Origin of the sequence: Sphingomonas sp. GC_Shp_3 (assembly GCF_026540945.1) — a bacterium.
Taxonomy (GTDB): Bacteria; Pseudomonadota; Alphaproteobacteria; order Sphingomonadales; family Sphingomonadaceae; genus Sphingomonas.
In genome coordinates this window covers 78,200-91,847 of record NZ_JALNUT010000006.1, presented here as the reverse complement: position 1 = coordinate 91,847, position 13,648 = coordinate 78,200, and the positions used below count along the sequence as shown (strand labels likewise).

The window sequence follows — 13,648 nt, the reverse complement described above, 5'->3', positions numbered from 1 at the left end:
TTCGGCGGAGACGATGGTGGTGCTGGTCAGTTCAGCGCGGGGCGATCATGGCGGCAGCTGATGCCGCTTCTCAAGCGCGGTGCGAACGGTTTCGATTGCCTGCGTTGCCGCGACCGCTGCTTCGGTTGTTTCGCGAAGTGCGTCCCGCAGTTCTTGGTCGGTTGCCCCGGGCTGAGATGCAGCGAACAACGCGAGGTGCGCCTCGCCGTCTTCCTTCAACACCTCACGCGTGGCCCGCTGAATCGCAGCAGCATCGACGTAGATCTCTGCCCGTGCGCGCGCCAACATGACGCCGATCGCCGTGTAGAACGGCGCAGTCCCGTCGTGCCCGATATGTGCCAGGTCGAGCTTGATCAGATCTTGCGCACTGAGCAGCTGCGGTTTGTCCGGATCGCTTGCCTCGAGCAGGTAGCTGACCGATCGCCCGGTGATCTCGACGCAGCGAGCACGGCCGAGACCGGCCTTGCCCATAACGTCGGTGAGAACTTCCTCGATTGAATTTGTTTTGCGGACCTTAGTCATCAATGATCACCGGCCAAATGGAACGGCGCTAACGAGTAAGGGCTTAACCCGCCGACGCCGCTTGCCGCCATCGTGGCGAACGGGCCTTCTATCCGAAATTCTGTCGTCGTCCGGGAAAGACCACGCACACCTGATTTGCTACCGATTGGCGGCGTCGATCGGGGAGGATGATCGACGCCGTCGGCAGTCAGGTACGGCAGACGGTCAAGGGGCACTCGCTGCAACAGCCTCGACAGCACGAGGTCCGCTCTGCGGAGTTTTCGACCGATCTGTAAGCGGCCGACAGGGGGAAAAGATGGGACGATCATCGGGCCGTTTCTATGCCGACGATATCTGTTCGAGTGGCTTCCGTGCGATACTCCGGCTCAACCGGCAGCGGGCCGGGCGGGGAGACCTGCGGCTTCATACCGAGCGCGACGGCAATCGCGTGCGACTCGCCGCGTCGACACGCCCGGTTCCCAGCCAGCACCGACTGCACGAGGCTGATCGAGAAGCCGTGAGCCCGGGCCCACTCGCTGATGTTCGTACCCGATGCCTCGAAGCGAATGCGCGCCGCTTGGGCGCGCTCCTTCATCGCTTCAATTGGGACTCGGGCCGGGGACATGTGCAATGTGCCAATCTGTTGTAACGCGAGCGATGTTTGTCTGATTTGTGGTGAAACGTCAAACTGATTCCACCATCGATGAGGAAATGGCGGGCCGATTGCGCGCTTGGCGTAAGCAAATTGGCGCGAATCAGACGCGCGTCGCAGAGATTGGAGGCGTCAGTCTCAACACGCAGCACCGGTATGAGGCAGGGGCGCTTCCCTCAACCGAGTACCTTCTGCGGATCGGTGAGGCCGGGGCAGATTGGTACTGGATTGTCACTGGCAGGGAGCGGCTGGGGGCGACGCTTACGCCTGACGCCCAGCAGCTGGTGGATGCATTCATGTTGCTTCCAGCACCGTTCCAGCGGGCGCTGCTCGAACACGTCCACTCCCTAGTACAGGCATGCGCTGCAGCTGACGCTTGACCTTGCAACGGTTTGCAACAATTGCGAATAGGAGCCGGAGAGGAAGAAAATATGTCAGCCGATGCTCGCACTTATCATGTGGGGATTGTAGGCGAAGCCTCTTACCAGCGGGCTATTTCCTTGTGCCGCGAGGGCGAACGAGTGACTTTGTTTGCCGAGTACGGCAATCCCTACGATCGGGATGCGGTCGTGGTGAAATGTAGCCGCAGCCAGACGATCGGCTATATCGGACGCAGTAATTGGCTTCGTGGCGTTTTGCTGAACGAGGGGCAGGGGTGTTCGGCGACAATCGCGACGCTGCGTGAGGTTGACGGCAAAACAGCCGTGGTGCTCCGAGCGACGCTCGATCGCTCAACTCTACGAAATTGCGCCTACGTCGCTCCGCGCTGACTATCCCAATTGGGGGTAGCTGCGGGGTGTGGTCGGAATTTATCATCGTGAACATGAGCGCAAATGCGTCGCTTTTGATAGGACGCGACGGAGGGTTTGTCCGTCGCGTTTCAGCCCGACCGCGAGCGCTCGAAAAGCGGACAGTCGCGAACCGCCCAAAGCCTGTCGTCCCCGCGTTGCTCATGTTCCGCCTGCGAGATACCGTGCGACCATGATCGACGATCCAAATAAAGAGGCAGATGACGAGTGGTGCGCCAAGCAGCGCGAGCAGGTTATCGTCTACCTATCCGACGAAGGCTTCCACTCTCCGACCGTGGGGGACTGGCCCGCGTGGCACGTGACCCCGGTCGTGTCGGTTTGGGCTGTTGAGAGCGTTGAATATCCGGGAGCCGTTGGCTGGTGGGCCGTATCAGGCGACTTCCCGACCGATTACATAACCTGTTCAGGAGATCGAAGCCCGCGCCAAGCTCTTCGCGAGATCGGTGACCGCTGGCGGAAAGCGGCCGCACTTTGGGCTGATAGAAAGTCTGCGGACGGCTTCGGGCTACGAAACGCTGCGAACGAGCATGAACTGGCACCAATGCTTGCAATCCGTGCGGAACTATTTCTCAACTTTGCAGCCGACGACCGCAATTGGGAGCAATAGCCGCCGGTCGGCTTGCCACCACCTCAAGCCGTTCCGATGTTCCCGCGTCGATCGGATCGCCCGGAAGCCGACCGGCAGCTATCGGGGAAAAGAGCAGACGGACGGCAGTCGCCCAGAGTCGGACATACAGATCGCGCTTAAGGCACCCTCCGTACTCCGTGACTATTAGCTGATGCTAGCCCGTGCTACATAGGCGGTATGGCCGATATTAAAGACGTAACTGCTGTCGTCGCCTCGGCGCTGACCGAAGTGAACCTAGGCGGTTCGCTCGACGTAATGATGGACGATGGCGAGGTGGTTGAGGCGATCGGTGAAGCTGGAGGCGACGCGGTAGAGGTGGTGGTCATTGTTCGTCGCATCGACGATCAGGCACCCACACCGCCTATTGCTGATCGCCCCTGACCAGGGCGGAGGCACCCTCCGCCCTGGTCAGGCACCGCCGCCAGCGGGATCGATCGCGATACCCCTTCCGCCCCGATGACCGCTAGCGCCCAAAGTAAGACATCCAACCTGCTGAAGCGTGCTCCCAATCCCGCCGTTCTTGCAAAAGTAAGCTCTACTTTTAAGCTAAAAATCTGCTTCGAGTTTAATGCCGACGCGTTGAATAAGAGGATCTCGTTGGTGGTGCGCGGAGAGGGATGGGTGTTCAATCATGCCAGAACGGCAAGTGAGAATTGATACCAGCCGAGGTATCGAGATCGTGGCGGGCGATCGCAGGATAGGACTGCATGTTGGTCAAGACCGAGCAACTGCGTTGCTAAGTGATGGTGATTTCGAAGCCCTAACAGACTTTGTTATGGCCACGCGAAAACAAAAGCCCGATTTCAGCTATCTCAAGGCAATCGCGGCTGCAGTTAAGCATGCAATTGCTCGAGATGCGCTTGTGGAAGGTACGGTAAGGATCACGCGGCACGACATATACGCGGCCAAACATGAAGGTGAACCGTGACGTCGTGCGTCCGACCGGAGCAAATTCGCTGCAACCCGATTTGCTCGTCCGGTCGGTGTTAGTAGCTCGATAGTTACGCCCTGATCTGAGGGCGAGAAATTTCGTCAGAACGGCGCATTTCTGCCGTTCCTGGCTTGTCTACGGCGACGCTGAAATTTGATGCTCCTCATGTGGGATCTGGTGTCGCTTTCCTACGGCGAGGTCCCAAAAGCCGTCAGTCGCCTAACCACCACCTTCAGACATTCGCGTGTGGGAAGTGGGGGTAGCGCCGGGGTACGATCTTATCCTCTGGCTAGACGCGCGGCGAGATTCCGAGGCCCGTGAGACCACGCGGCGGAGGGTATCTCCGCCGCACGCAGAAGACGAATTAGTGTAGTGGCATGCTCTCGATCGACCGGTACACGACTGCGGGCTGAGCGGCAGCGGTAACTGAAGCCGAAGTCGTTGCTGCAGCTGCCGTCGCAGGTGCGGGAGCGGCGGTGATCGAAGCCGAAGTGGTAGCCGCAGAAATTGGAGCCGCTGCAATTGCAAGCGGAGTGGCAGCCGCAGCTACTGGGACGGCGGCCGGCGTAAGGTTGTTGAAAACAGGCTGCGGCGAGCCCCCTTTGGCCAGCTGGAAAGCAAACGGATATGCTTCGCCGTTCCACTGAACAACGATGTTGATTCGCTGCGGCAAGGCACTTTGCTTTATCTTCGCCAACACAATTCGTCCGGCGTAGCTATCCTGTGGATCTACGGTGGTCATTTGAACTGTGGTCGCGCCGAGTGCTTCGCGAGTTTTATCGAGCTGGTTCTGGATAGCGTAGAGTCCAGCTCCTGTACCGGCGATTGTGGCAGCGGAAGCTAGCTGTCCGCTTGCGCTAGGCGTTTGCAGTATCGTTCGGTAAGTGCCGTGGGGAGTATACGTCGTCGCGCGGTACGTATCGGTCGTACTCGCTGCAGCAGCAGCCGCCAATCCTCCAACAGCCGCTAGCGCGATGCTGCTCCACATCGCCCGGCTTTTGGCCTTGTGCTCAAGGTCTGAGCGGGAAAACACTGTGTAGTGAATGCCTCCAGACTCGACTGCGACATTCGTGACATCAATGTTGGCGCTCGTGGTCCCTTTATTTAACACGGCTAAGGTAAAGGCGTAGCTGCCATGATCAATTGGTAGTGGCGTGATCTGGACAGCCCCGTGCTCTCGCTGCAGATCAAGCGTAGGTACGCCTTGCAAGAACCGAACAGTTTCTGTCCCGACCTGTACTGGCTGAATAACTGGTCCAGCCAATGCCGGCGTCGCGACGCTTACAAGCACCACCGCAGCCGCAACACGATCGTACAACTTCATATCGCTCCCCCCTTACGAATCATCACGTGCCCCCGCACGATCTCCGCGCCATTTCACTTCTTGCTAAACTTTCGCAAGCAGTTTCGACCGTTAACTCTAAAAGTGTGACTATACTGCTGGACAATGGGCTTTGCGACTGAGTCATGGCCATGCTGCATGAGAACTTAGCCGATGCAGCTTGCGGCGAGTAGGAGTATGCCGGGGGTACGTGCCTGCAACTTTCTGCTTTGGGCGGAACTGCGCAATTAGGCGCGGCGGAGGAGTTCGCCCCGCGCGCGGCTGCGCAGTTGTCCGCCGCGCGTCAGATGATGCATCCGCCGCGTGACGCTGACTCCGGTCTGGGCAACAGCCGTTCGACAATATGCAGCAGGATCGGAACCGCCAAAATTGGTTTTCAACGGTTGCCGGCGCACCTTGCAGGAAACAGCTTCGAGGGCGATACAGGGCCATGACGGTAATCAATTTTGCCCTGCAACCTGACGGGGTGTTTGTCGTAGCTGATACACTTGTCACGAACGATAGGTTCGAGCCGTGCTTCTTTACGTCGAAGGTGCTTACGGTTCCGCACTTGAACGCTTTAGTTTGCGGCACCGGCAACCTCGGCTTTATCCTCGACTGGTCGCGGCACCTACTGGGTGGAATGCTTGCGGCGGACGTAGCGCATCTCGACGAGTTTGCACCGGACAGCCTGCGCACGCTTCATGCCGGCCGACCAGCTGGCGAGCGTGAGACCCTGACTAGTACCATCTATCATCTCGGTTTCGACGAGCAGGAAGAGCGCTTCGTGGGATTCGCCTATCGATCGACCGCCGATTTCGCCAGCGAGCGGCTCGAATATGGCGTGCGCACTAAGCCTGGGTATTCCGGCAATCTGTTAATGCAGCGGTTTCCGGACGACTTCGTCGAAGTGTGTCGTGCCCAGCGTATCGAGCAAGATCAGCTGCTTCCTGAAGATCGAGTGTTTATCGGGGGACATGTTGTCGCGTACATGATGCAGGTCAGCCGGACGGATGACAAGCCACCCACCGTCGTGACGACGGTGACGCGCCCGTTCGAGTTTGAGGACATCGACAGGGTCTTCTACGATTGCACCGCCTCGCTCCAAGCTAACGTGCACCGGCGAGCTTGAAGGCCAAGCTGCCACAACGAATATCCCTGATCGTCTTTCCGCCCACCACCCAGACGAGCTGTTACCCACCACCTCTAAACGTTCGCGGGTACCAAGGCGTCACGCTGGCGGGGAAAACGCTGGGGTACGTTTTCCTCGTCTGGCTTGTCGAAGGCCGCATTAACGAGGATGAAGCAAGCGCGCGACGGAGGGGTTCTCCGTCGCGTCGATGATTTGACAGGACACCAGTCGGGGAGCGAACCGGGCGGGTATGCGAGCCGCCCGGTTCTAACTACCGGACCCGGTGGAAAAGGGGCTTGCCCGATAGCTGCCCCAATATGATCAGTTCTCGACAAAAAAATACATCCAAAATGAATACATGTCGTAGCGCTTGTCGCGGGACGACGAACCGACGCATGGTGGCGTCGAGTCGAGCCTTTTGTTATATTGGTAACATGCAGGGGCACGCTCCAGCGCCACTCCGCAGGGTGGAAGCGCTGGCCTTCATAGTCGAACGGATCTCGCGATCTGGAACCGCACCGTCGTACGGCGATATTGGCCGGGCGATGCGGCCGGTGGTCTGTCGGTCGCGTGCAGCGCAGTTCGTCAACCAGCTCGTCGACGAGGGCTATCTAGAGCGTCCATTCGCATCGCGTAGAGGGATTGCTATTCGCGACGTGGTGCGGTGCCGCCATGCGATAGAGCAGGCGCTGGGTATGCTTGGCTATAAGCACGCATCGCCGCTGGGCGAACTAATTCAGGCCCCCTCTACATTTGGCCACCTCCCGACCATTCCTCCTTTCGAGTACCTCCCCGACATAGATTAGCCGGGGGTTACATGATCAACGTACCAAGGGCGCTCGCTGCGCTTGACGCTATCGAGGGCGAGCAGGTGGTGCTTTCCAAGGCGCAATACGGCGAGATCATGGGCGAGGTAGCGCGCGGCAATGCAGCACGCATGACCCTGATCAATGCCCGCTCAGTCCTGACAGCCGGCGCGCTGGCAGCCGGGATCAACTAATGAGCGGCGCGTTGCATCCCGCCGCTATCGACGTTGGCGGTCAGCCGTACCTGCGCGACGGTAAGGGCGCGCTCGTGCCGATCGCCGCGATTAAGCCAGCCGATTTGCTCATGGATGAGCTCGTGCGCAGACTGCTCGGCGAGGCGGCGGGCCTCTCGGATATGCTCACCGCGTTCAAGCGTGAGGTCTTCGAGCAGGTGAGCGCACACCAGGCGCTGATCGCCCAGGAGTTCGGCGCGAAGATCGGCGGCACCAAGGGCAATATTACGCTGACGACCTTTGACGGAACGCAGCGCGTGCTTGTCCAAGTCGCTGACCAGATCGAGTTCGGTCCCGAGATCCAGGCGGCCAAGTCGCTCATTGATGAGTGCCTGAGCGAATGGGCAGCGACCGGCGGTGTCGAGCTGCGCGCCCTGGTCAACCGCGTGTTCCAGGTCGACCAGCAGGGCACAATCAACCGCGCCGAGGTCTTCATGCTGCTGCGCGTAGCGATCGATGACGAGCGCTGGCAGCGGGCAATGGAAGCGATCCGCGAAAGCATGCGGGTAATTGGTTCGAAAACCTACGTGCGGTTCCACCGCCGCGATGCCGGCGACGCCGGGTGGCGGGCAGTCACGCTCGACATGGCATCCGCGTGAACCGCTGGATCATCCTTCGGACAAGCGGCGGTCACACGCTGGCGCTGTCGCGGTCGCTCAACAAGGCGGGGCTCGAGGCCTGGACCCCTGAGCGCACGCTGCGCAAATACGTGCGGGCGAACACGCCGTCGGGAAACCGAGCGATCGAAAGCCAGATCCCGATCCTGCCGACCTTCGTCTTCGCCCAGGAGCGGTTCCTGGAGGATCTGATTAACGCCGCGAAATCGGAGCGTTCGCCTCACCCGGCGTTCTCGGTTTTCATCGTCGACGGCCGCGTCCCACAAATCCATGAGGCCGAGATCACCGGCTTGCGCGCCGAAGAGGCCGAGGCGGCGGCGACCATCAAGGCAATGCATGACGCGGAAAGCCATGCGGCAGCCGAGAAGATCCGTATCGCGGCCATCAAGTCTTCGGCCGCACGCCGGCGTGCCGAGCAGGAGCACGAGCGCGATCGCCGAGCATCTCTGCGACGCGCGCCGATCGTGCTGAAGGACGGCGCCGAGGTCGAGGTGAGCGACATGCCCGCGCTGGTCGGCATCCGTGGTGTGTTCGAGCGGGCGAACGGCCCTTATGCTCACGTCCGCTTCGGCAACCGTTCATGGAAAATTGAGGGTTGGCGCGTACTTCCTGCCCCGTTAAACGACAACACAGCTCTCCGGAGCACTGCCGCCTAAGCGGCTTTCGGGAAAGACGATCTGGGGCCTCGACCCTTGCGCGCCCGCTACTAACTCCCCGCGACACCGTCGCGGAGGAAGTCGTAAGCATATCCAGCTTCGGAGGTGGCGATGGCCGCACCAACTGCCCCCTCGCAAGGCGCGCGCCTGCGCGACCTGGGCGATTACCTCTTCGTGCTCGCCGAGCGTTACGAGACCTCAGAGCGTGACCTCACGGCGCGCCGAGACGTGCATGACGATATCGAGCGCACCGCCGGCGATCTGCGCGCGATCGTTCGCGGCACGGCAGCCAAGGCGATCAATCCGCCGCTCGAGACTAGCAAGGACGGCCGACGCTGCGCCTGGTAATTGTCGTGCTGCCGCTCGCAGCCGCCTTGTCGCTCGCCGCCTGCGCTGCGCCGGTTGATCGCTGCGCTGACACGGTCAGCCAAGCCGAGTGCCGCGCCTTGCCCCGGGCAAGCGCAGACCTGACCGACTACCTGCTCAGCCGCTTGGTCCCTCGATCGAGCGGCAGCTAGCGCATCGATGCCGATCCAGCCCCCTTCGCTTCGCCGTCCTGGCGCAACTGATCGCAAGGCATGGCAGCGCGCCTCGATCTACGGCGACAAGCGCAAGCGCGGCCGTGCTGGCCAGCGCGATCGTGCCCTGGTGCTTGCCGAGGAGCCGCTCTGTCGCGCATGCCTTGAGCAAGGCCGCACCGCCGCCAGCACCCGGGTCGATCATATCAAGCCGCTGAGCGAAGGCGGAAGCGACGAGCGATCCAACAAGCAAGGGCTGTGCATCCCGTGCCACGATGCCAAGAGCGCGGCCGAGCGCGCGGCGAACCAGCGCAGTCGCACCGCCGACCGCTGAAACGTCTCACATCGTGGGATGTCACCCCTCAACCCCGGGGGCGGGTCAGATCTCTGGCGCCCCTCGGGCCGGACACCGCACGTTAGTCAAATTTTCGCGCGGCCGAATTCAAAACCAAAATGATCCCCGGGAGAATGGCCGATGCCGAGCGGTGGATCGCGGCCAGGCGCTGGCCGGAAGCGCAAGGATCCAGCCCTAGCTTTGACCGGAACCGAGCGTGCGAAGCTGCCGGCGACGCCGGCGAGCTGCATGGTCCCGCCGCTGCATCTGTCGGATCTCGCGCAGCTGCTGTTCCGTGAAACCGCTGGTATCCTCGAGCAGCAGGGCCGCGCCGATATCGCATTCATCCAGCTGGTAGCGATCCTCGCGCAGCGGCAGGAGCAGATCCAACGCTGGCAGGCGGTGCTCGAAATGTCGGGCGACACTTGTGAGAGCTCGACCGTGCGCAAGGTCGACGGTCAGCAGGTCGTGACCACCATGCTGCGCGCGCGACCGGAAGTTGCGATGCTTTCGGACGCGATGCGGCAGACACAGTCGCTGCTCGGCGAGCTCGGGCTGACGCCGTCCGCCTTCCTGCGGCTGACCGGCAGCAAGAAAGAACCGGCCGGCGGCTCCGACGAATTTGATTTCTGAGGTGGCGCGATGAATTCAAACGCGGGCGGCAGCCCTTGCGGCGCTGAGCCGCTCATAACCTAATCGCCGTGGCGAGCGCGCCCAGCGCGCCGGCGCGGGACCATGCGGCGATCGCGCGACAGTATGCCGGCGACGTCGTCTCGGGCAAGATCCCGGCAGGCAAACAGATCCGCTTGCAGTGCGAGCGGTTCATCACCGAGCTGGTGCGCAGCGCCGGTGACGACTTCCCCTTCCGCTTCGATGAGGTGCGCGCCGCGCGGCCGTGCCAATTCATCGAGCGCTTGCCGCATACCAAGGGGCCGTGGGCGCGCCAGAAGAAGCGCCTGGTGCTCGAGCCCTGGCAGATCTGGAACATCTGCGTCGTGTTCGGCTGGGTCCACAAGGACGGGACGCAGAGAGATACGCGCCGGTTTCGCCGTTGGATGCTGGTGGTGCCGCGAAAAAACGGCAAGTCGGCGATCGCATCGGGCATCGCGCTGTACATGCTGTGCGCCGACAACGAGTTCGGCGCCGAGGTTTACTCGGGCGCGACGAACGAAAAGCAGGCCTGGGAGGTCTTTCGCCCTGCGAAACTGATGGTCCAGAAGCTGAAACGGCTTCGGGACAAGTACAACATCGAGGTTCTGGCGAAGCAGCTGCTGCTGCCGGACGATGGCTCCCGCATGGAGACCATCATCGGCGATCCCGGCGACGGCCAGTCGCCGAGCTGCTCGATCCACGACGAATATCACGAGCACAGCGACGACGCCCAGGTCGATACGATGATCACCGGCATGGGCGCGCGCGACCAGCCGCTCCAGCTGCTCATCACCACCGCCGGCGAGAACCTGGCCGGCCCATGCTACGCGATGATCCTGGAGCAGCGCGAGCGGCTCGCCGGCGTCGGCCACAACGGCGGCCCGCCGATTGATGACGACACGTTCTTCGCGGAATATTCGATTGATGAAGAGGACGACTGGAAGTCTGAGGCCGCGCTCCGCAAGGCGAACCCTTGCATCGGCATTTCGGTTGGTCTCGACTATTTGCTGGCGCGGCAGCGCGACGCTATTTCGACGCCGCGAAAGCGCGGCATCTTCAAGACCAAGCACCTCAATCTCTGGGTCGCCGCGAAGGCGGCCTATTTCGACATCGAAGCCTGGCGTCGGTGCGCGACGGACACCATTCCGGTGCGGTTCGCCGACGCGATCGAGCAGTTTCGCGGCAGGCGCGCGATCCTCAGCCTCGATCTTGCCTCCAAGGTCGATATCGCCGCGCTCGAAGTGCTGATCCTGCCCGAGGGCGACCGGGCGACCAAGGCCGACCCGTACATCCGGCTCGGCCGCTACTTTCTGCCGACCAAGGCGGTCGAGGACGTGAGCGCATACCAAGGCTGGGATGCGCAAGGCCTGCTCGACGTAAGTGAGGGTAACATCACCGACTATGAGGAGATCGAGATTGCGATCGGCCTCATTCGCGAGATCCTCGACGTCGAGCACGTCGCCTATGATCCCGCCCAGGCGACGATGCTGGTGACCCGGCTGATGAAATCAGGCGCGCCGGTGATCGAGGTGCGGCCGACCGTCGTCAACTTCTCCGATCCCATGAAGGAGCTCGACGCCTGGACCAAGGCCGAGCTGATCCGTCACGCCGGTTGCCCGGTGATGGAATGGGAAATGAGCAACGTCGTCGCCCAGCTGGACGCCAAGGACAACGTCTACCCGCGCAAACCGCGCGTCGAGGCCAAGATCGACAATCCCGTCGCGCTGATCGCGGCGATCGGCGTGGCGCTCTCCGAGCAGCCGGCCGCGAAATCCTTCTGGGAGGATGCATGAGCAAGCTCTACAATCTGGCGCTCGAGGCGGCCGGCGTCGTCGGCGTCGGCATCGTCGTTTGCGGCGTCGCCCAGCTGAGCTTCGCGGCCGCGACCATTCTGACCGGCCTCGTTATCGTCGGCGCCGTCGTGATGCTGGTACGCCAGCGCTGATGCGTGGCTTATTCGGCGCGCTTGCCGCCCCTTCGCGCAAAAGCGCCGATGCGCAGACGCTCGACTGGCTGCCGGGCTTCCTGCTCGATGCCGCCAGCAAGACCGGCATCAGCATCAACTGGTCGACCGCGCTTCAGGTGACGGCGATGCTGGCGTGCTGCCGGGTGGTGGGCGAGGATATCGCGGTGTCGCGGTGCAGTTTGATGCGGCCGCGAACCGGCGGCGGCTTCGACGTTGCCAGCGATCACGATCTTCACCAGCTGCTCTACCTCGAGCCGAGCGAGGGGCTAACTGCATTCTCGCTGTGGGAGACGATCGTCTTCCACGTCATGCTCTGCGGTAACGCCTACGTGTTCATCAACCGGGTCGGCGACTCCGGCCGGATCCACGAGCTGCTCGTGCTCGAGCCGGCCAAGGTTCAGGTGACGCGGCTGCCCGATCGCACGCTGCGCTATGACGTCGCCGGCGAAGACGGCGGCTTCCGCACCGTTCCCAACAACCTGATCTGGCACATTCGCGGGCCGAGCTGGAACGGTTGGATGGGCATGGAGACCGTCCGCCTGGTGCGCGAGGCGCTCGGCCTCAGCCTGGCGCTGGAGGGCAGCCATGCCGAGCTGCACAGTGGCGGCACCAAGCAGAGCGGCGTCTACGCGATCGAGGGCGAGCTGACGGGCAAGCAGCACGAGCAGATGGTGACCTGGCTGAAGCGCTACGCCGCAGCCGGCGATCTCTCCGGTGCGCCGATGGTGCTTGATCGCGGCGCCAAGTGGTTCAACCAGCAGATGTCGGGCGTCGACACCGAGCATCTGGCCACCCGCAACTACCAGGTCCAGGAGGTTTGTCGCGGCGTCCGCGTCATGCCGATCATGGTAGGCCTCGCCGACAAGGTCGCGACCTATTCCAGCTCGGAGCAGATGTTCCTGGCGCACCGGCAGTACACGCTGACGCCGTGGGCCGGCCGCTTGGAGCAATCCGGCGAGGTTTCGCTGCTCACGGCGGCTGATAAGCGCCAAGGCCTCCAGCTTCGCTTCGATCTCGACGTCTCGATGCGCGGCGATTTCAAAAGTCGGCAGGAAGGTCGTCAGATCCAGCGCCGCAACGGCATCATCAACGCCAACGACTGGCGCGCCGGCGAGAACCTCAACCCGCGCAGCGATCCGGGCGGCGACCAGTACATCGTCGAGGCGAACATGGCGATTCAGGACGGCCGAGACCTGCCGGTGCCGGCTACCAAGCCCTCGATCCCGCCCAAGGAGCAGTAAATGGACCGCCTTTCCTGCGATCTCGAGTTCAAATTCGACGATGAGACCGGCAAAATCGACGGCTACGGCTCGGTTTTCAACCTGATCGATCGCGGCGGCGACATCGTTCTACCAGGCGCGTTCAAGGCGTCGTTGCGCGCAAAGGGCTCGGCCGGCGTGCCGATGCTGTGGAATCACGACGCTTCGGCGCCGATCGGCGTTTGGAATGACTATGCCGAGGACGAGAAAGGCCTGAAACTGAGCGGCCAGCTCGTGCTCGAGGTGCCGCAGGCGGCAGCGGTGCGCGCGCTGATCAAGGCCAAGGCCATTCGCGGCCTCTCGATCGGCTATCGAACGCAGGATTACGCGATCGACCGCACCACCGGCGCGCGCAGCCTCAAGAAGGTCGATCTCTGGGAGGTGAGCGTCGTCACCTTCCCGATGCTTCCCGAAGCGCAGATTACCGGCGTCAAAGGCGCGTTCGATCCGCGCGAGCTCGAGCGCGTGCTGCGCTCCGAATGCAATCTTTCGAGTGCCGAAGCCGTGAAGGCGGTGGCGATCGTCAAGAAACACCTCCGTGATGGTGGTGACCCGCTCGAACAGGCCGCCCGCGACGGGACGAAAGACCTGCTCATGTCCCTGCGGAAAGCGTCGACCGCGCTCTCCTGATCAG

The 13,648-nt window shown here is 62.2% G+C and carries 18 protein-coding genes; 15 read left to right on the top strand and 3 right to left on the bottom strand.

The window, feature by feature from the left end; translation table 11 throughout:
- Window positions 1-45 precede the first annotated feature (45 nt).
- Both OXR00_RS13205 and OXR00_RS13200 read right to left on the bottom strand, forming a co-directional pair.
- Window positions 46-522, bottom strand: coding sequence for a hypothetical protein (locus OXR00_RS13205; protein ID WP_267388712.1), 477 nt, complete (start codon window positions 520-522; stop codon window positions 46-48).
- A gap of 304 nt (window positions 523-826) precedes the next feature.
- Window positions 827-1,096 carry a DNA-binding protein gene (locus tag OXR00_RS13200; protein WP_267388711.1) on the bottom strand — a complete coding sequence of 90 codons (270 nt, stop codon included), beginning with the start codon at window positions 1,094-1,096 and terminating at the stop codon, window positions 827-829.
- 488 nt (window positions 1,097-1,584) lie between these two features.
- On the opposite strand from OXR00_RS13200, the gene OXR00_RS13195 reads away from it, so the two are divergent.
- The 4 genes from OXR00_RS13195 to OXR00_RS13180 all read left to right on the top strand — a co-directional run bounded on the left by OXR00_RS13195 (window position 1,585) and on the right by OXR00_RS13180 (window position 3,518).
- Window positions 1,585-1,923 carry a hypothetical protein gene (locus tag OXR00_RS13195; RefSeq protein ID WP_267388709.1) on the top strand — a complete coding sequence of 113 codons (339 nt, stop codon included), beginning with the start codon at window positions 1,585-1,587 and terminating at the stop codon, window positions 1,921-1,923.
- Window positions 1,924-2,134: 211 nt separating this feature from the next.
- Window positions 2,135-2,569, top strand: a complete 435-nt coding sequence (locus tag OXR00_RS13190; protein ID WP_267388708.1) for a DUF4826 family protein — start codon at window positions 2,135-2,137, stop codon at window positions 2,567-2,569.
- Between the two features lie 198 nt (window positions 2,570-2,767).
- Window positions 2,768-2,971: a hypothetical protein gene (locus OXR00_RS13185; protein WP_242148963.1), complete on the top strand. Its 204-nt coding sequence runs from the start codon at window positions 2,768-2,770 to the stop codon at window positions 2,969-2,971.
- Between the two features lie 250 nt (window positions 2,972-3,221).
- A complete protein-coding gene (locus OXR00_RS13180) occupies window positions 3,222-3,518 on the top strand; it encodes a hypothetical protein (protein WP_267388705.1) in 297 nt (98 codons plus the stop codon).
- Window positions 3,519-3,885: 367 nt separating this feature from the next.
- Here the strand turns inward: OXR00_RS13180 and OXR00_RS13175 are convergent, their stop codons facing one another.
- Window positions 3,886-4,845 (bottom strand): hypothetical protein, encoded by a 960-nt coding sequence (locus OXR00_RS13175; protein WP_267388703.1) that lies wholly within the window; start codon window positions 4,843-4,845, stop codon window positions 3,886-3,888.
- A gap of 448 nt (window positions 4,846-5,293) precedes the next feature.
- Here OXR00_RS13175 and OXR00_RS13170 point away from each other — a divergent pair, with 448 nt between their 5' ends.
- From OXR00_RS13170 to OXR00_RS13120, 11 genes are all read left to right on the top strand, one after another.
- Window positions 5,294-5,974, top strand: coding sequence for a hypothetical protein (locus OXR00_RS13170; RefSeq protein ID WP_267388702.1), 681 nt, complete (start codon window positions 5,294-5,296; stop codon window positions 5,972-5,974).
- Between the two features lie 817 nt (window positions 5,975-6,791).
- Complete coding sequence (locus OXR00_RS13165) at window positions 6,792-6,974, top strand: hypothetical protein (protein WP_267388701.1); 183 nt, start codon at window positions 6,792-6,794, stop codon at window positions 6,972-6,974.
- Complete coding sequence (locus tag OXR00_RS13160; RefSeq protein WP_267388699.1) at window positions 6,974-7,612, top strand: DUF3164 family protein; 639 nt, start codon at window positions 6,974-6,976, stop codon at window positions 7,610-7,612. Before OXR00_RS13165 ends, OXR00_RS13160 begins: the two co-directional genes overlap by 1 nt.
- Window positions 7,609-8,286, top strand: a complete 678-nt coding sequence (locus tag OXR00_RS13155) for a hypothetical protein (protein WP_267388697.1) — start codon at window positions 7,609-7,611, stop codon at window positions 8,284-8,286. Before OXR00_RS13160 ends, OXR00_RS13155 begins: the two co-directional genes overlap by 4 nt.
- A 111-nt stretch (window positions 8,287-8,397) precedes the next feature.
- Complete coding sequence (locus OXR00_RS13150; protein ID WP_267388695.1) at window positions 8,398-8,634, top strand: hypothetical protein; 237 nt, start codon at window positions 8,398-8,400, stop codon at window positions 8,632-8,634.
- A gap of 177 nt (window positions 8,635-8,811) precedes the next feature.
- Window positions 8,812-9,138: an HNH endonuclease signature motif containing protein gene (locus OXR00_RS13145; protein ID WP_267388694.1), complete on the top strand. Its 327-nt coding sequence runs from the start codon at window positions 8,812-8,814 to the stop codon at window positions 9,136-9,138.
- A gap of 249 nt (window positions 9,139-9,387) precedes the next feature.
- Window positions 9,388-9,771: a P27 family phage terminase small subunit gene (locus tag OXR00_RS13140; protein ID WP_267388692.1), complete on the top strand. Its 384-nt coding sequence runs from the start codon at window positions 9,388-9,390 to the stop codon at window positions 9,769-9,771.
- A gap of 68 nt (window positions 9,772-9,839) precedes the next feature.
- Entirely contained in the window at window positions 9,840-11,582 is a 1,743-nt protein-coding gene (locus tag OXR00_RS13135; protein ID WP_267388691.1) for a terminase TerL endonuclease subunit, read from the top strand.
- Complete coding sequence (locus tag OXR00_RS13130) at window positions 11,579-11,734, top strand: hypothetical protein (protein WP_267388690.1); 156 nt, start codon at window positions 11,579-11,581, stop codon at window positions 11,732-11,734. Before OXR00_RS13135 ends, OXR00_RS13130 begins: the two co-directional genes overlap by 4 nt.
- Window positions 11,734-12,996 carry a phage portal protein gene (locus OXR00_RS13125; RefSeq protein WP_267388689.1) on the top strand — a complete coding sequence of 421 codons (1,263 nt, stop codon included), beginning with the start codon at window positions 11,734-11,736 and terminating at the stop codon, window positions 12,994-12,996. Before OXR00_RS13130 ends, OXR00_RS13125 begins: the two co-directional genes overlap by 1 nt.
- Entirely contained in the window at window positions 12,997-13,644 is a 648-nt protein-coding gene (locus tag OXR00_RS13120; protein ID WP_267388687.1) for an HK97 family phage prohead protease, read from the top strand.
- Window positions 13,645-13,648 lie beyond the last annotated feature (4 nt).

Excerpts from the sequence above, each read along its gene's own strand:
- OXR00_RS13150 (WP_267388695.1), top strand. The coding sequence starts at position 8,398 with ATGGCCGCACCAACTGCCCCCTCGCAAGGCGCGCGCCTGCGCGACCTG.
- OXR00_RS13165 (WP_267388701.1), top strand. The coding sequence starts at position 6,792 with ATGATCAACGTACCAAGGGCGCTCGCTGCGCTTGACGCTATCGAGGGC.
- OXR00_RS13160 (WP_267388699.1), top strand. The coding sequence starts at position 6,974 with ATGAGCGGCGCGTTGCATCCCGCCGCTATCGACGTTGGCGGTCAGCCG.
- OXR00_RS13195 (WP_267388709.1), top strand. The coding sequence starts at position 1,585 with ATGTCAGCCGATGCTCGCACTTATCATGTGGGGATTGTAGGCGAAGCC.
- OXR00_RS13180 (WP_267388705.1), top strand. The coding sequence starts at position 3,222 with ATGCCAGAACGGCAAGTGAGAATTGATACCAGCCGAGGTATCGAGATC.
- OXR00_RS13190 (WP_267388708.1), top strand. The coding sequence starts at position 2,135 with ATGATCGACGATCCAAATAAAGAGGCAGATGACGAGTGGTGCGCCAAG.
- OXR00_RS13145 (WP_267388694.1), top strand. The coding sequence starts at position 8,812 with ATGCCGATCCAGCCCCCTTCGCTTCGCCGTCCTGGCGCAACTGATCGC.
- OXR00_RS13125 (WP_267388689.1), top strand. The coding sequence starts at position 11,734 with ATGCGTGGCTTATTCGGCGCGCTTGCCGCCCCTTCGCGCAAAAGCGCC.
- OXR00_RS13175 (WP_267388703.1), bottom strand. The coding sequence starts at position 4,845 with ATGAAGTTGTACGATCGTGTTGCGGCTGCGGTGGTGCTTGTAAGCGTC.
- OXR00_RS13140 (WP_267388692.1), top strand. The coding sequence starts at position 9,388 with ATGGTCCCGCCGCTGCATCTGTCGGATCTCGCGCAGCTGCTGTTCCGT.
- OXR00_RS13130 (WP_267388690.1), top strand. The coding sequence starts at position 11,579 with ATGAGCAAGCTCTACAATCTGGCGCTCGAGGCGGCCGGCGTCGTCGGC.
- OXR00_RS13120 (WP_267388687.1), top strand. The coding sequence starts at position 12,997 with ATGGACCGCCTTTCCTGCGATCTCGAGTTCAAATTCGACGATGAGACC.
- OXR00_RS13185 (WP_242148963.1), top strand. The coding sequence starts at position 2,768 with ATGGCCGATATTAAAGACGTAACTGCTGTCGTCGCCTCGGCGCTGACC.
- OXR00_RS13170 (WP_267388702.1), top strand. The coding sequence starts at position 5,294 with ATGACGGTAATCAATTTTGCCCTGCAACCTGACGGGGTGTTTGTCGTA.
- OXR00_RS13205 (WP_267388712.1), bottom strand. The coding sequence starts at position 522 with ATGACTAAGGTCCGCAAAACAAATTCAATCGAGGAAGTTCTCACCGAC.
- OXR00_RS13200 (WP_267388711.1), bottom strand. The coding sequence starts at position 1,096 with ATGAAGGAGCGCGCCCAAGCGGCGCGCATTCGCTTCGAGGCATCGGGT.